The organism is Nguyenibacter vanlangensis (assembly GCF_013376155.1).
GTDB classification, from domain to species: domain Bacteria; phylum Pseudomonadota; class Alphaproteobacteria; order Acetobacterales; family Acetobacteraceae; genus Gluconacetobacter; species Gluconacetobacter vanlangensis.
In genome coordinates this window covers 1-18636 of sequence record NZ_JABXXP010000019.1, presented here as the reverse complement: position 1 = coordinate 18636, position 18636 = coordinate 1, and the positions used below count along the sequence as shown (strand labels likewise).

Genomic DNA, 18636 nt, shown 5'->3' with positions numbered 1-18636 from the left:
GTCCGACGCGGCAGGCGGCGGCAGCGCGGGCTTTGCCGCCACGGGACGCGCCTATGTCCGTTTCGCGCTGGCCAATCCCGCACTGTTCAGGCTGATTTTTGCCTCACCGTGCCAGGACGGAGCACCCGGCGGCGCATTCCCACCCGAAGCCCTGGCCCTGCTGCGGGCGAACGCCGCAGCATCCGTCGGGGACGACCAGGACAGTGACGCGGCCCGGATCGCATCCATCCGAGCCTGGTCGCTGGTCCACGGCCTGGCCATGCTGATGCTCGATGGCCAGGTGCCGGTGGACGACGCGCTGATCGAGGCCGTCATCGATCGCGGGCCCCGCCCCATGCCATGACCGGCGTCGTACCATGACACGCGGGCATCCGGCAGGATCACGGACGCGCGCGCGGAGATCTATCGCCGGTTGATGACATGACGGCCCGGTCCGCATCCGCCAGCGTGTCACGGACCACGGGCAAAAAAGCCCTTTTCCTTGCAATAGAGTTCCGGTTCCGGCTGCGCGGCGTGGCCGCCGGATCATGGCGTCGACTCCAGAAAACCTGCCGAGTACCGGCTCACGCAAGCAGGCGCGATCAGCATGGAATTGTCCGGAAGGTAAAAACCCCCGGCCAAACCACGTGATTCACGGATACGGATGAATCCGTCACCATGCGACAAGCGTCGCCTGACTCGCGGCGCGTTTATAATTTCATTGTAACGACTCCTATTTCGTCAAATCCAGGCTACATGGACGATTCAACCCCAAAACGTAACGCCGCAAGCTCCGCCGGCCCCGGTTCCAGAAAAGAACCGAAATCCCTCAAGGAAACAGCAATGATATTGGATAATATTCCAAAATCCGTTGGAAACTATTCAAAATAGAATTCCAGAGTATATCGGAATTCTATTTTTATATGAAAAATCTACATCAATCCATGACCTGGCCATGGATTGTTTGAAACGAAAAAGCTGAAAGCCGAGACATTATGTCCACATCTCTTCTCTTTTTCAAGGAAAATCGTCTTCAATTAAATTTTAGCAGTCTTCCGCAGAATCTTCGTGGACTTCGTTTGTGTGTCGTCAACAAACTCTATCGTTCTGAAGCACCTTCTGGGTATTCGGAACCGCCTGATCACGTCACCTCGTTCAAAACCGGAGGTCGCTGTGGAAGAACAAATGACTATCAACAATTCCCTCAATCTGTTGGGGGCTATTGGAACGGGCCTTACGCCCCTCGAAGGAACCGTGGTTGTCAACTATGCCGACAACACCGTAACGGGATCGCTGAATCTACAAGCTGCGGGATTACTCAGCGCTCAGACCTACGATAACCTTACCTTAACCCAATCCGGCAGCAATTATACGATTTCCGGAACGAACGGCCTGACCAGCGTCGCCGTCACCTATACCGGACAGGCACCGACTTCTTCCACATCCACCGTTACCTTGCTCAGCACCGGCATCGCCGCGGCTTCAGGCACGGGCAGCGTGACATCGTCGGTCGTTTGCTTTGCTTCCGGAACGCTGATCCGGACTCCGGATGGCGACGTGGCGATCGAGACGCTTTCGCCGGGCGATCGGGTGATCACGGCGTCGGGCGTCGAGCGCTCGATCAAATGGATGGGACATGCGACCATCGATTGCCGCAGGCACGCCAAGCCCAGCCAGGTCAAACCGATCAGAATCTCGGCCGGCTCATTTGCTCCGGGACTTCCGTCGCAAGATCTCTGGGTGTCGCCCGGTCACAGCGTGTGCGTTCCGGTCCTCGACGAAGTGCTGGTGCCGGCGGATCTGTTGGTAAACGGCTCGACGGTCCAGCAGATCAACTGCCAGGAAATTACGTACTGGCACCTCGAACTGGACAGCCACGATATCATCTTGGCGAACGGCCTGCCGGCCGAGAGCTATCTCGACGTGGACAATCGCTCCTTCTTCCTGACCGGAGAAGGCCTGCTCGATCCCGACAGGTCGGCATCCGATCTCAGTAATTATTGCCGCCCGTTCACTATCGACGAATTGATCATCAAGGCGATCAGGGCGCGCCTGCGTACCCGTGCCCAGGCCCTGGGTTGGCGCTTGACCGATTTTCAGCTCAATGAAGTGCTGATCATCGCCGATGGCGATGTCTATCATCCTACGGTTCATGGGCAAACGCTGCGCTACGTGCTGCCGGCTTCGATCAAGAACGCGACGCTGGTCAGCCCGACGAACGCGGCGGCCTTCGTTACGGACAGTATGGACCGGCGCGAACTCGGCATCGCCATTCGGTCCGTCACCATCGATGACGGGATCGGTGCCTGCCGCACGGTATCGGCCGACGATGACGTGCTGAGCCTTGGGGCTTATGGCGCAGAAGGCCCGGCCGATGCACGTTTCCGCTGGACCTCCAACCGCCTTCCCCTGCCCTCATCTCTCTGGAACGACTGCAAGGGTCATTTCTTTATCCGCTTCGACCTCGGTCATAGCGGCCTGCCACGCTGGAATGCGCCGGAGGCAGGAGAATCCACGCAGGGCAAAGACTCACAATTTCATGCCGCCAAGCTGAATCGCGCCGCATAGATTCGATAATGAGGAGGGGGTGCAAACCCCCTCCTCACGTTCCATCAGGCGGCCCGGAAACCAGCCACCCCATGAAAGACCAGCCTGCCCATAGGGCAGGCTGGCTTGGCTTATCGTTATTGCTTCGCGTTCAGGAAGGAATGGATCTGGCCATTGACATTCGGCCCGACCGGCGTGTTCTGGCTGGCCAGGTCCTGGATGAAGCCGGCGATGTTGACGTCCGCCCGGTTGGCCGGAATGTCGCCATAGCCGCCCAGGCCGCCATTGCCGTAACGCAGATCGACCGCCGACGCGTCGGACTTGATCTGCACCTTCACCGTCGGTGACAGCGTGCCGCCACGGCGGTTTTCAACCGTGTCGATAAAGGATTCGACCAACCCGCCCGGCATCACGTAATGCGAGTAGGACTGGAACGCCCGCGGGTTCTGCTGCGGGTTGGCGTCGTAATCCGTGCCTGCCGCCGTGTTGAGGTCCGTCGGGTTGCCCAGCACCAGGCCGCTGCCATAGTTCATCGGCTGGAAGTCGCTGCGGATGCCGTTGCCGACGAAGCCGTACACACCGTCCGGACCATCCACGCCCGCCGCATAGGTCGTGCGGTGGCTGATCGTGAAGATGTAGTATTTGCCGTCCTTGATATACATCTGCGGACGTTCGGTCTGGTCGTTGACGCAGTTGGCCTCGACCAGTGGCGTGAGGAACTTCCACTTCGACAGCGACGCGTCCTCGGCAACCGCCAGGCCGATCGCCGCCTTCTGGTAATAGGCGCCGCTATCCAGCACCTGCTGCAGGGTCTCGGCATGCGGATCGTTCGGGCGATAGCCCAGGTCCGTCGCGGTGCAGTTCGGGATGCCGCGCTGGCCGGGGGTGTTGCCCTCGAACACCATGTAGTTCACGCCAGGATGGTTCGGATCCTCGAAGGTGAACGGATCACGGAAATTATAGTACGGGTTCTGCGCCCCGTTCTGGTACAGCACCCCGTCGGGACGCAGCAGCGGCGTGTGCGTGGTAAAGCCGGTGAACCAGACATGGTTGAAGTCGGCATGGATCTGGCCCAGGCTCTGGGTGATCACCGCCTGGGCGGGAGTGATGTCCTGCCCGGCCGCATTCCGGTTGAACGCCATGTCGGTATAGAACAGCGAAACCTGGTTGCTGTTCGGGTCCAGCAGGCGCATCGACCCAGACCATTCCGCCGTGATCGTGTAGGTCGTGCCGGCGAAGACCTGTTCCTGCGCGCCTTCGGGGATGATGTGCCCGCCATAGATCCAGCCGCCATTCGCCGGACGCTTGTCGGCCGGAATGCCGGCGCGGCGGTAGAAGAAGCCGATCCGCGCATGGGTGTGGCGATCATCGAAGCCATAGCCGGCATTCTTGTCGGCAGTCAGGCAGAAGATGACTTCCCAGCCGTTATAGCTGAACTGGTTGGCATGCTTGTCGATCAGCGTCCAGGTGTCCCACACCCAGACATCCGGATTGATCGTCGGGAAATCCGCCGGAATATCCGGCATGATCAACTGCCCGGGCAGCGAGTTCTGGCCCGCCGCGACCGACGGGTTGGAATGCGCCTTGATCTGCATCGCGTCGGCGCGCGTCCAGTGCGCGGTAAAGTCCGCATCGGGCGCATAGGCCTGCTGCGTGTGGATCGTCGGCAGCGGGAAGCCGGGCACGCCCGTCAGCGACGTTCCGGGGAACAGCCGGGCGGCATGCGGCATCATCCCGACATGCGGCGCGACGCGCACTGCTTCGCGCTGTTCGTCGGGCGTCACGTCGCGCGCCAGCGCGGCATGCGCCGTCGTGGTGAGAGCCAGCGTCCCGACCAGGGCCATTTTCAGGGTGAGATTCCGTCGGCGTACGTTCGCCATTTCGTCCTCCATACGGGAAAGAGACAAGCAACCTAAAGGGAGGGTCCGACTGCATGAGCGAAGCCTGAGCAGCGCGCGTGAATGGACTCCCCGAACGCTTTCAGGCTGCGGCCACGTAACCGATGAGAATGCTCAGAATGAAACGATAGACTTCAATAATAACCGCCACAAATGTGGCGAAAAACCGTAATAAGACTTACATCAGGAATAACAACATTCGCGTATGTTTTTATTTACTAAACCGCGAATATATGAATAGTCCCTACCCTCCTCGCACGTTTAACCTCTAAAATTCCTCAGCAGCGCACCACCAACTGATGTGAAGCCTGCGGGACAGTAAGATCATGAAACGGCGATATCGACAACCGCCGATTTCGACAAAAAGGAATTTTTTTTCATCCAAGCATTTCAGACATAAAATTGTCATATTTTCGAGACACGAACATCAATTCTACTCGATATTTCTTTATTCTCAGGAAATATATTTAACAATTTACCTGTTGGTTTTACTAAGTTATTTACTTTTTTCTACAAAAAATTTTGTGGATACACTCTCAATACCCGCGACAGTGCCCCGCGACAGTACAACGACGTCATCTTTGACCCCGCCCATCCCATCACGCGATCGCGCAGCCCACGCCGGGTGAACAGTCTCTATGATCGCCGCGGCGCGGCAGGACAAGCAGGGCGACGGTGACATGCCTACCGGCAATCGGAGAATCGCAATATTATGCGCGGGGCTGATGATCGGCCCTTTCGGATGCGCCGGCCCGACCGGGCCGATCTTCGGCGATTGGTATGGCTACCAGCCCCTGCCCGGACCGCAGGCGCAACTGGCCGTCGAGCTTGTCCTGCATGGACCACCCACGGCACGGCTCGGCGCATTTCGCATGCACGTCCAGACGATGTGGATGGTCGCCAATCCGCAGAATCAGTCGGACTACCCGACCGGTACCTGGACGATGCGGCCTGTGACGATCGATGGCCGGACCTATCGGCGGATCGACCTGTCCGGCCTGGATACCGCGATGCACCACGCGACGCTGATCGCCCATTACATCGAACTGCCGAACGGCACACTGGTCCCCGCCACTGCCGACGGCAAGCCTGATCTCAGCCCGGGCGGGCTTGCCTTCCGCCTGGTGCCGCGCCCGCGCGGCAGTTTCGGCTATGGCCGCGTCTGAGCGGGCCGGGCCGCCGTCACGCCGCCATGGTCAGGCGCCATGGATGGGCGTGGGACTCCTGTCGCCCCGATAGACGCGTCCGAACCGGTTTTCGAGAAAGGCCGCCAGCGCGATGTCCTCTTGCCGGACCACGCCGCGTTCCGGCAGGTGACCGTCCTTCAACAGGTCCAGCACCGCGCAGATCGCGCCGGCTGTCGTGATCTGGATCGCGGTACGCGGCCGGCCATGCACGATGTCGCCATGGATGCGACGGACGAAGCTTTCCTGCATCAGCCGTCCGTCGCGCCGGCCGGAAACCGTAACGAAGATCAAAACGACGTCCTGCCGGGTCGCCGGAATGGCATATTCCAGAATATCCTTTAACAGATCGCGTCGTTCCGCAAGGCGCAGGTCCCGCAGCAGCATCTTCATCGCCTGCGCGTGGCCGGGATAGCGAATGGTACGGTAATTCAGTTCCCGCACCGCGCCGGCATAGGTTTCACACAGCGAGCCGAGGCCGCCCGAGGTATTGAAGGCTTCGTAGGTCACGCCGTCCACCCCCAGCGTTTCCAGCCCCTCCAACGCCGGAACCATGCGGCGTTCGCCCGCCACGATGGCCTCGCACGGTTCGATATATTCGTTGATGACGCCGTCCGTGCTCCAGGTCAGGTTATAGCCGAGGGCATTGGAGGGAAATTCCGGCAGCGCACCGACGCGCAGATGGATCGTGTCCAGCGCATCGAACCGCCGGGCGATGTCATGGGCGACGATGGAGACGAAGCCGGGCGCCAGGCCGCATTGCGGCACGAAGGCGGTGCGCGCGCCGGCCGCATGGTCGCGTACCGCGCGGGTGCTGGCCACGTCCTCGGTCAGGTCCAGGTAATGGAGCCCGGCCTCGGCCGCGGCGCGCGCGATCGTCGTGGTCAGATGATAGGGGGCCGCGGACAGCACGGCATAATGCCCATCCATCAGCGGGCGGAGCATGCCGGGCTCCGCGATGTCGGCCTGCAGCTTTCGAACCGAATCCGCAACGTCGGCGCGATGCAGGCCGGCCTGGTCCCGATCGACCAGGCTGACGGCATAATCGCCGGTAGCGTCAAGGAAATCCGCGATCGTCGCACCGATCTTGCCGGCGCCGACAACGAGTATCTTCTTCATCCGATCCGCTCCCGCCATATGGAATCACGACATCGAACGAAGGAACGATATCGAAAACAACTGGCCGTGTGACGCGTCGCGCGGGCTTTTTTTCGGCAGAATGTCGGATAAGATCGGCATTATGCACATGGACGCCACGGACAAAGCCCTGCTCGCCCTGCTTCAGGACAATGCGCGGATATCGACCGCAGCGCTGGCCCGCCGCACGGGCCTGTCACGCACGACGGTGCAAAGCCGCATCGAACGGATGGAACAGACGGGGCTGATTGCCGGCTATACGGTCGTGACGGCGCCCGAGGCCGAGGATGCGGTGCGCGCGCACGTAATGGTCACCCTCGCCCCGCGCCATGCCGCGTCGGTGGAAGCCGCGCTGCGGCACATCGGGGAAGTGCGCGAGCTGCATGCCGTCAGCGGCACGGTGGACATGATCGCGATCGTCGGCGCGGCCTCGACCGAAATCATCAATCGCGTCATCGACCGGATCGGATTGCTGGACGGCGTCGAGCGCACGATTTCGGCGATCATCCTGTCCACCCGGTTCCGGCGCCGCGGCACGCACGGCCGCTGAACACGCGCCCGGGCATGCGCAGACCGTCTGGAGGCGGTCTGCCATACGGGCGGCAAGCTTGCGATAGAAGGACGGGGGTTTTGCGTCGTCGGCGCGATACCCCCCAACCGAGCGCACGCTCCCGGACCTCAGGCGAAACTCTCCGGCTCATGATGTTCATGATAGCTCCTACTTACAGGTAGGAGCCCCCGGAAAACGGGACGCTTCACGTCCAGATCCGGGAACCGGCCGCATGACGATGAAAGGGGCGCAGGGACGGAATCGATTGCAAAAAACACAATTAAATGTTGCCAAAATAACAATTTAAAATCGCAAAAAAATATGCGTGTTATTAAGAAAGGTACCCATCTGTATTGCACGAAGAGTATCGCAAATACCAAACTCACTTCGCAGAATGACGTTTTTTTTTTGCGAAATATTGATCCGCGGCACTTTAGGCGTGGTCACGCCCCGAACGTGGAGTAAATAAAATGGCGAATGGCAAGACAGCTATGGTTGTCGGAGCTGCCGGAGATATATGCTCTGAAGTCTGCCGTCGACTGGAGAGTGACGGTTACAAATTAATATTGATCGACCGCGATGAGGTTCGGCTCAACAGGTTGCTCAACACCCTCGACAGTGACCGGGTCACGCCGGTAATCGCTGATGCAGGTGCAGCAGAGCCCGCAGACGGAGGCATAGCCGACGCGGTTGACCAACACCGGCCGGAGGTGCTCATAAACGGTGTCGGCGGCGACACCAAAGTATTAAGGATCGAAGACCTTACGGCAAGCTATGTTGCCGAAAAGATAAATGAAAACCTGATAACGACGTTCAACGTAACCAAGCTCTGCGTGCCCCACATGAAAGCCAAACGTTATGGACGCATCGTCAACTTTGCGTCCGCCGGCGGGCGTACATACAGCCATTTCAATAACGCGGCGTACGTCGCTGCAAAGGCCGCGGTCATCGGGTTTACCAAACAAATAGCATATGAACTTGCTCCCTTCGATATTGTTGCGAACGTGGTTGCACACGGGCCGATGCTGACAAGCCGCATTGAAGCCGCGTGGGAGCGGCGCCCCGAGGAGCAGAGGAAGGACGTGCTGAATAGAATCCCTCTCCGACGGATGGGCACTCTCGATGAAGCCGTCGGAAGCGTAATGTATTTGGCATCTCCTTCTGCGGGTTTCACAACAGGAAGTGTGATGGACATCAATGGCGGTCTTTACATGTAAACTGGCCCAAGGAGATAGGTGATGATTACATTTATTGTAAAATACATATATAACGTTACCAGATCTGCGCGAGAACAGGTTATGGCGTCGCATCGAGAAAATCTGGAACAACAAGCGCAGTCGGGCGCCTTGATTTGTGCGGCGCGCGTCGAAGGCGAAGAGGCGGGAGTTCTGATATACAAGGCCGAAAATCGCGAGAAACTGGAAAATATACTACAAAAAGAACCCTATAAGAAAAATGGTTTTATAGAAAAGACCGAGATATCGGTCTTGAATCCAACAATAGGATTCCTCTAACAATCGCACATTTCAACAAACATGAAGATTAGCCATTAGAATATAAAATATTCCAATATCGTATGACGAAGATCCAACTCCTGGGAGACCAAAACCATGGCTACCACCGACTGGTCGCTCAATTGGTTCGATCGCAGGTCAAGTTTCATCGAAGAGTGCAACGCTGCGCGCAACGCGCTTATCGATGATCTAGCCGATGGGGCTGCCACGCAGCAGCGCGTATTGGACGATATATATCGCATCTGCGGCCCATCGCAATCATGGCAACAATCGGGGTATAGCGACGCCATCCGGCGTGGCGCAACTTTCCGGGAAATTGTACCAATTCGGACATACGCGGATTTTGAACCGCTCATTGACAGCGAAGTGCACACCAAGGGTGGCGTGCTGTCGACCAGTCCTGTCCGTCGCTGGTTAAAAACAAGTGGCACGACCGGAAAGCCCAAGCGTATCCCCTATACGGACCACTGGATGACGGCTTATCGCGTGCCGGCGATGAAGGCGATGTGGGGCACGTTTCTGCTGAACTGTCCGGAACTTCTTGCCCATCCGTATGCGACATTCGACACCCAGACGGTCCGCGAAGTCCCCGGCGATCACATCTTTGGCGTGCCTTATCAGGGGATCAGTAACCGCAACCCGCCACTCGGCGCCTCGGATTGGACGCCACCCTGGTACGAAGCCCCTTGGTATATCCCCTCTCTCCCCAGCGACCATTTAACCAAAATGTATTACCGGCTACGATGGCTCGTCACGAAAGATGTCCGGTTTTTGACTGCAATAAACCCAAGCACCATCTTGTCCATACTTGATAGCCTCAGGCTGTTCGCATCAGTTCTGGTCAAGGAGATAGCGGACGGATCCGTGGCCGGGATAAACATGGTTGCGCCGGATCCGGAAGCGGCTCGGCGCCTGGAGAAAATTCTCGGACGATCCACTTATTCATTGAATGATGTCTGGCCCGACTTGATGCATTACAGCACATGGGCGTCGGCCGCCGCGAGGCTCTACGATGCGCAAATGCTCCATGCCTTGCCCTGTGCCAAGCGACTTCCCTTCATGAGCTGCGGAACGGAAGGGGTCGTGACAATACCGCTGGACGGTTCTCAGTCGGGTCAACCATTGGCGGTCGACCAAGCCTGGTTCGAGTTCATCCCCGCTGAGGATGAACCGAACGAGTATTTAAACGGCAAGAGACGAACCGACACCCTCTTGTATGACGAACTGGACGTCGGAAAAGAGTACCACGTTATAATGTCCCAGTTGAACGGTTTGACGCGACTCTACACCGGAGATATATTTTCCGTCGAAAAAATAGAGGCGGGAGTGCCGTATATTTATTTCACCCGTAGACACGGTGTTTATCATTCATTCACGGGCGAAAAATTGACCGAGGCTGAAGTCGTTTCTGCAATTGAACGCGGCCTCGCGCAGTTCGGAGCACCCCTCGGATTATTTCTCTGTGGCGCGCGATGGGGATCTCCGCCAGGTTATTCGATTGCGATCGAGCTGCATCTGCCCCGGAAACTTGATGTTACGGAAATCGCCACGGCAATTGATCTCCATCTGCAGCACATCAGCATAGAATATGCATCGAAACGGGAGAGCGGTCGCCTGGACGGCATACAGGTCGCATTGATTCAACATCAGGCGATCGCGAAATACGTCGAGTCAAAACGGAATCCAGGCAATACCACTCAATACAAATATAAGCCGTTCCATAAGGACACGTCCTTTCTCGATGAACTCGTCCGAGATAACAACATTATCCAGGGGGAGATGCACGGTGTCAGCGTCACGTAAAATCGAACAACTTCATAGCGACGGCGCGGAATTGGCGTTGCACTCTTGGATGCCGCGTAACCCGCGCGCCGCGGTCTTCTACCTCCATGGCCTTCAAAGCCACGCTGGATGGTCATGGCAATTTGGGGAGTATCTCGGGCGTCGCGGCGTCGCCTTGTTCGTTTTGGATCGGCGTGGGAGTGGTCTGAGCGGGGGCGTCCGCGGGGATTATGCATCATTGGACTCCCTGGCCTATGATTATCATGTCGCGTACAACCATATGCTGGCGCTACTCGAAGATAAGCAAAATGTAACGCTCTTTGGTCACTGCCTCGGGGGATCGCTGCTCGGTGGTCTTCTGGCTAAAGGAGGCGTATTCGCGAATTATCGCTCGTTTGTTTTTTGCTCCACGTGGCTGGGTCGTCTCCACGCCGTGCTTTCGCCTGAGGCGCGATCAATAATCGCCGGAGAGAGAAGCACCGAGCTTGTAGACGTAGACTTGAAGGCGCATGACTTTACGGATGTCAAGAAATATCTTGACTTTATTTCCTCCGATCCGCTCTCAATAAAATGCATTACCGCTCGAAGCAGAGCGTTGTTTCTGGAAATAGAGCAGATTTATCTCGAAAGGGGGATAGATTCAGGCGCTGCATCAGCACATTATATTATAAGTTCGACCGATCCCATTGTAAACCATCAGGCATCCTTCGAGGTATTTAACGCGATCACTCGAAATGCTGGATTTCTATCAGTTATACCAACAAATAAACACTATATTCCATTCACTGATGCAAGGGAGGTATTGTTTAAACGAACGGAATCAATTGCGCTAGAGCATCATCCGACCGGATGGACTCATCCGGTCGGATAAAGATGCTCGTTAAAACAAAGAGCTAGAGCCATATCCGTGAACCAGTGTGAATGGATGTGGCTCTAGAGCATGTCCGCTGAACATCGGTTCCGCGAAAATCCCCTAAGTTATTCTGTCGAGCATCTTCACCCGTTCAAGCGACTCCGTTTGAACGGGATCTTCTCCAGCCGAGGGGACATCGGGATGAAAACGCGTTTTTTCCACGTAACGCTCCCCTTAAAGCGGCCGTTTGCTCACATGGCACATAAGCGGACCACATCCGACAGCGTTGTCCTTATGATTGAACACCAAGGCGTTACGGGAATCGGTGAATGTGCGCCGCGGAAATATGTCACCGGAGAGACGCCCGAGCAGGTGATACGGTTAGTGGACTCCGCTCTTAAGAGTCGTGACGTCGCGGAGGCACTCGAAGCAAGTCCCACCGAGTTTCTTTCCGGAATGCTGAACGGTGACAAGCGCTTTAGTGACATCGCATCGCTGCCCAATAACGCGCGATGCCTGTTGGAAATGGCGCTGCTCGATTGGCTCTGCCATGCAAGATCGATCGCGTTATGTGACGTCATAGCTGCGTCATTTGAGTCCGGCTTGATGCCGAGCAAGGAAATCACGCGTGTTCTCGATGGCCATCGGAATCTGGATGATTTTCTCAGTTCGGACGGTCCGTTTCACTGCATAAAAGTAAAGGCTACGATAAATAGCCAATCGGATATCGAGACCGTTGAGAAATTGCGTGAAAGCATAGGGCCAAACCGTGATATAATAGTCGATGCCAATATGGGCTGGACAGACGAGAATGCCCGGTCGTCGATGGCCAAACTTGGACGAGCCGGAGCTACGCTGTTTGAGGAGCCTCTTCCCGCACGACGATACCTGGATTTGGCCGATCTCAGGGCCACAACGAATCAGCCAATTATGCTGGACGAGTCCCTGTGCACACTTCAGGACGGAGAGGAGGCAATTGCGCGATCGAGCGTTGACGCTTTCAACATCAGAATTTCCAAGAATGGTGGGATATCGGGCGCGCTTGGCCTGATACGCCTGGCTCGATCGTCCGGTATCCGTTGGCAACTGGGCGTTCAAGTCGCCGAGGTCGGGCCGCTGGTTGCGGCCGAACGGCATTTAGCCTGTACGGTCGGGGGCTATTTGACTGTCGAGGCGGGAATTGGTGACGAGATATTTGACGAATTTGTCGTGGATCCTTATCCCACGCCCGACCGAAAAAATAATACAATAATACTTCCACCAGGTAACGGGCTTGGTGTTCAACTATCATCAAATATAAATAAGTACAAAACAGCACTCACCTGAAGACGTTCGTTTTTATCTGGCGTATTTGACTTGTCATTGGTCGATTGCGATATTGGATCCGAGGTTGCCATGTATACCTTGTCAAGGTGCGATGTGCAGAGCCGTGTGTTGACTCTTCTCGGCAACGGGCGAACGAACAGGGCGCTCACTGCTGTGCACGACGATCCAGCAGACCTCATACAATCTTCCATCGCGGGAAATACGGAGCGGCTCGCCGTCTCGATTTTGGAAGGGGCATCAGTTGAAAACCGACGTCCAAAGGAATTTTTTCACTGGCGGACGCCTTTCGAGATGCACGCTCAGAACCGTGTTATAGTCGGAGGCTTCGGCAAGACGCACGGATCGCGCAATGCGGACGTCTCTGCTGCCGACGCACCGGCGTGGTTCTTCAAAGGGACCGACGCTCAACTGCTTTTGAATGGCGAGGCAATAAAAGGCGTGGGGCGCGCTGCCCAGATTTGTGAGGAAGCAGAGATTATACTGGTCTACAGTACTGACGGCTCAGGTGTGGCACAGTACGCTGGCTTTATGTTTGGAAACGATGTTACTGACATTGTTACTGCCCGCGGCCAGCCCTCCAAGCTTGGACGCGCAAAGCTTTATCCGACGCCCGTTCACCCCGAATTGTTTCTCGGCCCGCCGCCGGCGCGCGTGACTGGGCGAGTCTCATGTTATCGCGGCGGGCAATTGATGGGCGATTTCCACGTTGAAACTGGAACGGATGAGCTTGTTTGGCCGGTCGAGGAACTTATTATGGGACTTCTGTCCAATGCACCGATGGCAGTCCCTGGGACTATACACATGATATTCATGGGGTGTCCCATGAATAGCTACGATAAGGGTATCCCGCTGGCGCCGAAAGATGAAGTCGTGATCGAATTTCCGGATTACGATGTGCGGATAAGTAATACCCTGGAGGCCTGAGGGGGGTCGGCCCGCTACGGGACGCCGGAGATTTTCAACACGGATCAGGGCAGCGCTTTCCAGACCGGGCCGGAACCTCATGCCGACCTGGCAAAACGGATCGGCCCATTATAACGCGCGGCGCCCACATGAATGGGGCAACCTCTGGGTCAGGCGGACTCCAAGCGGTTTGTGATGCCAATTCATGCAAAGCATCATGAGGAGCAGCGTTCTCCAGGTGCAAAGTTTTTCTCGCACGTCGACTCGGGTGGGCTTAAGCTCATCGTCCTGAAACGTTGGGGCGCGTCACCGTAAATGCATCCAAAAGATTTATCTTTGCTGGCATGTCTCGACGTTCTTTTATCCGAAGGCAGCGTAGCAGGAGCAGCTTCGCGCATGAATCTCAGTACTCCGGCCATGAGTCGAATCCTCGGGAGGATTCGGTCATTGACGGGAGATCCGATTCTTGTGCGAGCCGGTCGGGGCATGGTGCCCACACCGCGAGCAGAAGAAATTCGTGAGCAGGTGAGCGCGCTCGTGGAGAACGCTCGGCAGATATTGCAAGGCTCGAGCCAATTCTCACCGCACCTTCTCAAACGTACCTTCACGCTTCGCGCAACCGACGGCTTTGTATCATCATTCGGCTCTCATTTGATTGATTCTCTCTCCAAATGTGCTCCTCACGTCAGCCTGCGATTTGCCCCACAAGGGGACGAAGACGTTGCGGGGCTTCGAGAGGGGGCGGTCGATCTTGACATCGCCTCAATAAATATCAGTGGTCCCGAAATTATAACCCAGTCCCTGTTTTCCGACCGCTTTGTCGGAGTGGTAAAGAAATCCCACCCTCTTGCCTCCGGTAAGGTTACGGTCGAACGATTCTGTAAGTATCCTCAGATCTCCGCGTCACGCCGAGGACGCAAGCAGGGTCCGTTGGACTTGGCACTCCAAAATCTCGGCCAGTCGCGCACGGTCGCCGTGGTCGTATCCGGCTTCGCGGATGCGGTGTTCCTAGCCGACCAGGCGGGCCTGGTCGCGGTCGTGCCGGAGTTGCTTACACGTAGCGTGCGTCATGGATTGATGACGTTCCAGTTGCCGGTGGAGACGCCACCGGTCACGGTGTCCCTGGCGTGGCATCCCAAATTTCAATTTGATCCTGCGCATAGCTGGTTGAGAACGATTGTAAAGGCAATCTGCTCTTCTGACGACTCGTCAGATACATAGTTGCATTTCTATCAACGATACATTTCAATAATTGCAGTTTCCGCATCTTCTTTGTCTGGCGCATTATCATCCAGCTTCAGGGCCAGCTTCAGGGAAGGAAGAAGGGAATGGCGACGGCATCCACAGACATGGCTCCTGCCTCCGGTCGAGAAGCAACGCGGCGGCTGCTTCCCTTCACGGGTCTGGTTGCTCTCGGTTACCTCACGGTGGGGTTGCCCCTGGCTGTTGTACCGATCTATGTACATAGTACGCTCGGTTTTGGTCCGGTTGCCGTTGGCTGGGTAATAGCAATGCAATCGATCGGGACATTACTGACTCGCCACTTCGCAGGTGTTGTTTCCGACACGCGTGGTTCGAAACTCGCGGTTATTTCTGGCGCTGCCACATGCTCTTTTGCAGCAGTGTTATATAGCCTGAGCACTCCGTCGCTCTTCGGAAGGCCCGGTGGGCTAGGGGTCCTATTATTAGCCCGGTTGATTCTCGGCTTGGGAGAAAGTCTGCTGATCACCGGCGCGTTGGCGTGGTGCATAGGGGCGGTGGGAAGCCGGTATACCGGGCGCGCGATGGTTTGGGTCGGCATAGCGATGTTCGGTTCGATCGGAGCCGGCGCGCCTGCCGGCGTTGGCCTGCTCCGAGCAGGCGGTTTTACCTTTCTTGCTCTGGTAGCGGCTCTCCTCCCGATTCTTGCGTGCCTGATTGCGGCAAGGAAGCCCGGCATACCTCCGCATCACGGCCGGCGCATGGGGTTCCTGAAGGTTGTCGGCCTCATCTGGCCATTTGGGGTAAGCCTGGCGCTGAGTACTTTCGGGTTCGGCACGCTCTTCGCGTTTCTTGGCCTCTATTACGCGTCTCACAATTGGTCCGGTGCGTCATGGGCGCTCTCGGGATTTGGCCTCGCATATACGGTCACCCGCCTCATATTCGGTGGCCTGCCCGACCAAATGGGGGGAATCAGGGTCGCGTCGGTCACTATCCCTCTCCAGGCACTCGGATTGATTATTTTAGCCGCGGCACCGGTGGCTGAAGTGGCTTTGATTGGCGCTGCTATTCTTGGAGCGGGGTACTCACTGACATTCCCGGCGCTGGGAGTCGAAGCCGTCAAACATGTTCCTCCGCAAAGCCGGGGCGCTGCAATGGGTGCTTACGTGGCGTTCGTCGATATAGGGCTTGGTCTAACTGGGCCAATTTCCGGAGCCATTGTCAGCCATGCGGGTTATCCAGCGGTCTTTGTGGCGGGAGCCCTCGCGTCGGGAGGGGCGTTCGTCGCAATGATGTTGACGAGTAACCTCTTCGTCAGGCCCACCGTAGATTAAGTGTTTGGTGTTCAGGAACTCGACGTCATACCCCCCTGCGGCGTACGAAACGTGGCATGATCCTGAAGGGTCAGGAGGCGTCCTGCGACACGGTACCGAAGGCCCCGCGCAGCAGGGCCTCCATTTCAGAAACATCATGTTCGATGAAATCCGGAAGCGTGTCGCGCGCCACCTGCCTGAGATGGTCGGAGAATTCGGCGAGAACCGGCGCCAGCGGCGTGGCGCTGCGTGAAATGACGCCGAAATGGAACGGAATCTGCACGTCGAGCGGCCGCACGACGGCACCGTCCACCGGCATCCCATAGGCTGTGACCGGGTCGATCACCGCCACCCCCATGCCGGCGCGCGCGGCGGCGACGGCCGAGACGCTGGCATTGGTGTCGATGGCGGAAAACGGCGCGAGGCCGGCCGCGCGAAAGGCCGCATCGATCCGGGGACGCAGCCGGAAGGGGTTGGACGTGGCGATCAGCGGCCGGTCCTGCAGGTCGATCAGACGGATCCGCCGGCGCCGGACAAGGGGATCGGAATCGGACACCACCGCCACGCAGGCGGCCGAACCGATCCAGTGCACGTCCACCCCCGGATGGTCGAGCGGCAGCGACGAGATGCCGAGTTCCGCCGTGCCGGAACTGACGGCCTGGACGACGTTTTCGGCCATCATCGTATGGAGGAAAATCTTGCGCGGCAGGCGGCCCGGCGGGATGCGCGCCAGGGCGAAGGGCGCGATGGTCGCGGTGAAGGCGGGGATCGACGCGATTTCGAACGGCTGCGGCTCGCCGAAGGCGATGGCGTCCGCGCGCTCCTTGATATGGCGCAGGCCGCTGAGGAAACGCTCGACCTCGGAATGGAACAGCACGCCCTGGCTGGTGGGCGCGATGCGCGGGCCGTTCCGCGACAGCAGCAGGAAGCCGATATTGTTTTCCAGGTCCTGAATCGCGCGGCTGATCGTCGGCTGCGACCGGTTGAGGACGCGCGCCGCGGCGGTGATGCTGCCGGCCGACATCACGGCCGCGAACGCATCGAGTTGCTTGATGTCGAGATCATCCAAATTCATGCCGCGCATCATAGCAGGCCCGGCGATCGTTGCAAACCAAGGATGCTTCATAAGGATCATAATGGCATTGTCATTCGTAATACGCATGATAAGGTGACCATGGCCGGGACGCCGGAACTGGAACCAACCGGCCAAGTCGCGTCATTTCGATATGAGAAAAAAATGCCACCACCGGACGTCAATTTCTTCGCGGACAGAATTGCCGCGACCCGATCGCCGGCGATGCGGGACATGTTCGCCGCGCGGGCGGAGATCATGCGCCTGTGCGACGCCAGCGCCGCCGCGGTCCTGACCCCCATGGAACCCGGCCGGATCGGCCGGGCCAAACGTTTTGCCCTGGCATCGCGGATCGCGCGCTGGAATGGTGATGCCGCCCTGGCGGACCGCTATGGCCGGCAGTTGGACGAGATGTCCGCCTGTCCGGTGCTGCGGGCGCTGGGCCTGGGCGAGATGCCCGAACTGGACACGCAACAGGCCGCGATCGTGACCTATGCCGATATCGTCACCAAGGATCCCGTCAAGGCGGGGCGGGCCGAAATTGCGGCGATGCAGTCGGCCGGCCTGACGGATGCGGACGTGGTCCGGCTGGCCGAACTGGTGGCATTCGTCAATTTCCAGGCCCGCGTCATGGCCGGCCTGACGCTGATCGAGGAGCATGCGGCATGAAGCCGGCAACGGAATTTACGGTCGAGCCCCTGGAATGGGAGCCCTACATCACGCCGGTCAACCTGGACGAGGCGACCGACGCGCAGCGCGACGCGCTGAAAATCACGCCGTCGAACAAGAAAATTTCGAATTACGTCCTGACCCTGGCGCTGGATCCCGAAAGCCTGGCGCACCGAACCCCGCTCTTCAACGCCATCATGTACGGCCCGGCGGGCCTGCCGCGTTCAGAGCGGGAACTGGGCGCGGTCGCGGCGTCGATCGTCAATCATTGCATCTATTGCGCGTCCACCCATGCCGCGCGCTACAACCAACTGACATCCCGGCCCGAAATCATGCAGGAAATCTTCAGCGCCGGCACCCAGGCCGCGCTGGACGAGCATTCCCAGGGTCTTTTCGATTTCGCGGTCCATTTGTCCCGGACGCCCCCCGCCCTGTCCCGCGACGACGTGTCGGTCCTGGAATGCCTGGGCCTCACAGCGCTGCAGATGTTCGACCTGGTGCTGTCGGCGGCGATTTTCGGCTGGGCCAACCGGCTGATGCACCCGCTGGGCCAGGCGATGAAGGCGCAATAGCAGCGGGGCCGCCCCTACCAGCGCGTCAGAGGCGGCAGGACCAGCCGCGCGGCCAGCGCCGTCACGCCGCCGCCGAGAAGATACCAGACGGCGACATAGAGCGGGTCGTCGAAAGGACAGGCCAGCATGAAGACCAG

At 58.0% G+C, this 18636-nt stretch carries 18 protein-coding genes; 14 read left to right on the top strand and 4 right to left on the bottom strand.

Annotated elements, in window-relative coordinates; genetic code table 11:
• Together HUK84_RS03095 and HUK84_RS03090 are read left to right on the top strand one after the other, a co-directional pair.
• On the top strand, positions 1-343 hold a 343-nt coding region (locus HUK84_RS03095; RefSeq protein WP_176638927.1), incomplete at its 5' end, for a TetR-like C-terminal domain-containing protein.
• Positions 344-1164: 821 nt separating this feature from the next.
• A complete protein-coding gene (locus tag HUK84_RS03090; RefSeq protein ID WP_176638926.1) occupies positions 1165-2547 on the top strand; it encodes a Hint domain-containing protein in 1383 nt (460 codons plus the stop codon).
• 116 nt (positions 2548-2663) lie between these two features.
• Here the strand turns inward: HUK84_RS03090 and HUK84_RS03085 are convergent, their stop codons facing one another.
• The gene (locus HUK84_RS03085; protein ID WP_176638925.1) at positions 2664-4406 is read right to left on the bottom strand and encodes a glycoside hydrolase family 68 protein; all 1743 of its coding nucleotides are present in this window, start codon (positions 4404-4406) and stop codon (positions 2664-2666) included.
• Between the two features lie 698 nt (positions 4407-5104).
• Between HUK84_RS03085 and HUK84_RS03080 the strand changes: the two genes are divergently transcribed.
• Positions 5105-5590, top strand: coding sequence for a hypothetical protein (locus HUK84_RS03080; RefSeq protein ID WP_176638928.1), 486 nt, complete (start codon positions 5105-5107; stop codon positions 5588-5590).
• A 30-nt stretch (positions 5591-5620) separates the two neighbouring features.
• Here HUK84_RS03080 and HUK84_RS03075 read toward each other — a convergent pair whose 3' ends face one another.
• Positions 5621-6727, bottom strand: a complete 1107-nt coding sequence (locus tag HUK84_RS03075) for a saccharopine dehydrogenase family protein (protein WP_176638924.1) — start codon at positions 6725-6727, stop codon at positions 5621-5623.
• Positions 6728-6854: 127 nt separating this feature from the next.
• Here HUK84_RS03075 and HUK84_RS03070 point away from each other — a divergent pair, with 127 nt between their 5' ends.
• The 9 genes from HUK84_RS03070 to HUK84_RS03030 all read left to right on the top strand — a co-directional run bounded on the left by HUK84_RS03070 (position 6855) and on the right by HUK84_RS03030 (position 16207).
• On the top strand, positions 6855-7295 hold the full coding sequence (locus HUK84_RS03070; protein ID WP_246285325.1) for an Lrp/AsnC family transcriptional regulator: 441 nt from the start codon (positions 6855-6857) through the stop codon (positions 7293-7295).
• A gap of 470 nt (positions 7296-7765) precedes the next feature.
• A complete protein-coding gene (locus tag HUK84_RS03065; protein WP_176638922.1) occupies positions 7766-8512 on the top strand; it encodes an SDR family oxidoreductase in 747 nt (248 codons plus the stop codon).
• A 21-nt stretch (positions 8513-8533) separates the two neighbouring features.
• A complete protein-coding gene (locus HUK84_RS03060) occupies positions 8534-8809 on the top strand; it encodes a YciI family protein (RefSeq protein WP_218064177.1) in 276 nt (91 codons plus the stop codon).
• 96 nt (positions 8810-8905) lie between these two features.
• Positions 8906-10612, top strand: coding sequence for a GH3 family domain-containing protein (locus HUK84_RS03055; RefSeq protein WP_176638920.1), 1707 nt, complete (start codon positions 8906-8908; stop codon positions 10610-10612).
• Entirely contained in the window at positions 10596-11462 is an 867-nt protein-coding gene (locus HUK84_RS03050) for an alpha/beta hydrolase (protein ID WP_176638919.1), read from the top strand. The genes HUK84_RS03055 and HUK84_RS03050 overlap by 17 nt, the downstream gene beginning before the upstream one ends.
• 183 nt (positions 11463-11645) lie before the next feature.
• Positions 11646-12770 (top strand): enolase C-terminal domain-like protein, encoded by a 1125-nt coding sequence (locus HUK84_RS03045; protein WP_218064176.1) that lies wholly within the window; start codon positions 11646-11648, stop codon positions 12768-12770.
• Between the two features lie 30 nt (positions 12771-12800).
• Positions 12801-13694 carry a hypothetical protein gene (locus HUK84_RS03040; protein WP_218064175.1) on the top strand — a complete coding sequence of 298 codons (894 nt, stop codon included), beginning with the start codon at positions 12801-12803 and terminating at the stop codon, positions 13692-13694.
• 294 nt (positions 13695-13988) lie between these two features.
• Complete coding sequence (locus HUK84_RS03035; protein WP_176638916.1) at positions 13989-14894, top strand: LysR family transcriptional regulator; 906 nt, start codon at positions 13989-13991, stop codon at positions 14892-14894.
• A gap of 107 nt (positions 14895-15001) precedes the next feature.
• Positions 15002-16207, top strand: coding sequence for an MFS transporter (locus tag HUK84_RS03030; RefSeq protein WP_176638915.1), 1206 nt, complete (start codon positions 15002-15004; stop codon positions 16205-16207).
• 70 nt (positions 16208-16277) lie between these two features.
• On the opposite strand, the gene HUK84_RS03025 is transcribed toward HUK84_RS03030, so the two are convergent.
• Positions 16278-17261, bottom strand: a complete 984-nt coding sequence (locus HUK84_RS03025; RefSeq protein WP_176638914.1) for a LysR family transcriptional regulator — start codon at positions 17259-17261, stop codon at positions 16278-16280.
• Positions 17262-17423: 162 nt separating this feature from the next.
• Here HUK84_RS03025 and HUK84_RS03020 point away from each other — a divergent pair, with 162 nt between their 5' ends.
• Together HUK84_RS03020 and HUK84_RS03015 are read left to right on the top strand one after the other, a co-directional pair.
• Positions 17424-17927 (top strand): hypothetical protein, encoded by a 504-nt coding sequence (locus HUK84_RS03020; RefSeq protein WP_176638913.1) that lies wholly within the window; start codon positions 17424-17426, stop codon positions 17925-17927.
• Positions 17924-18499: a peroxidase-related enzyme gene (locus tag HUK84_RS03015; RefSeq protein ID WP_176638912.1), complete on the top strand. Its 576-nt coding sequence runs from the start codon at positions 17924-17926 to the stop codon at positions 18497-18499. The genes HUK84_RS03020 and HUK84_RS03015 overlap by 4 nt, the downstream gene beginning before the upstream one ends.
• 14 nt (positions 18500-18513) lie before the next feature.
• Here HUK84_RS03015 and HUK84_RS23730 read toward each other — a convergent pair whose 3' ends face one another.
• Positions 18514-18627, bottom strand: a complete 114-nt coding sequence (locus tag HUK84_RS23730) for an NrsF family protein (protein ID WP_374729249.1) — start codon at positions 18625-18627, stop codon at positions 18514-18516.
• Positions 18628-18636 lie beyond the last annotated feature (9 nt).

Excerpts from the sequence above, each read along its gene's own strand:
- HUK84_RS03025 (WP_176638914.1), bottom strand. The coding sequence starts at position 17,261 with ATGAATTTGGATGATCTCGACATCAAGCAACTCGATGCGTTCGCGGCC.
- HUK84_RS03020 (WP_176638913.1), top strand. The coding sequence starts at position 17,424 with ATGCCACCACCGGACGTCAATTTCTTCGCGGACAGAATTGCCGCGACC.
- HUK84_RS03065 (WP_176638922.1), top strand. The coding sequence starts at position 7,766 with ATGGCGAATGGCAAGACAGCTATGGTTGTCGGAGCTGCCGGAGATATA.
- HUK84_RS03045 (WP_218064176.1), top strand. The coding sequence starts at position 11,646 with ATGAAAACGCGTTTTTTCCACGTAACGCTCCCCTTAAAGCGGCCGTTT.
- HUK84_RS03060 (WP_218064177.1), top strand. The coding sequence starts at position 8,534 with ATGATTACATTTATTGTAAAATACATATATAACGTTACCAGATCTGCG.
- HUK84_RS03055 (WP_176638920.1), top strand. The coding sequence starts at position 8,906 with ATGGCTACCACCGACTGGTCGCTCAATTGGTTCGATCGCAGGTCAAGT.
- HUK84_RS03090 (WP_176638926.1), top strand. The coding sequence starts at position 1,165 with ATGACTATCAACAATTCCCTCAATCTGTTGGGGGCTATTGGAACGGGC.
- HUK84_RS03035 (WP_176638916.1), top strand. The coding sequence starts at position 13,989 with ATGCATCCAAAAGATTTATCTTTGCTGGCATGTCTCGACGTTCTTTTA.
- HUK84_RS03030 (WP_176638915.1), top strand. The coding sequence starts at position 15,002 with ATGGCGACGGCATCCACAGACATGGCTCCTGCCTCCGGTCGAGAAGCA.
- HUK84_RS03015 (WP_176638912.1), top strand. The coding sequence starts at position 17,924 with ATGAAGCCGGCAACGGAATTTACGGTCGAGCCCCTGGAATGGGAGCCC.
- HUK84_RS03070 (WP_246285325.1), top strand. The coding sequence starts at position 6,855 with ATGGACGCCACGGACAAAGCCCTGCTCGCCCTGCTTCAGGACAATGCG.
- HUK84_RS03075 (WP_176638924.1), bottom strand. The coding sequence starts at position 6,727 with ATGAAGAAGATACTCGTTGTCGGCGCCGGCAAGATCGGTGCGACGATC.
- HUK84_RS03085 (WP_176638925.1), bottom strand. The coding sequence starts at position 4,406 with ATGGCGAACGTACGCCGACGGAATCTCACCCTGAAAATGGCCCTGGTC.
- HUK84_RS03080 (WP_176638928.1), top strand. The coding sequence starts at position 5,105 with ATGCCTACCGGCAATCGGAGAATCGCAATATTATGCGCGGGGCTGATG.
- HUK84_RS23730 (WP_374729249.1), bottom strand. The coding sequence starts at position 18,627 with ATGCTGGCCTGTCCTTTCGACGACCCGCTCTATGTCGCCGTCTGGTAT.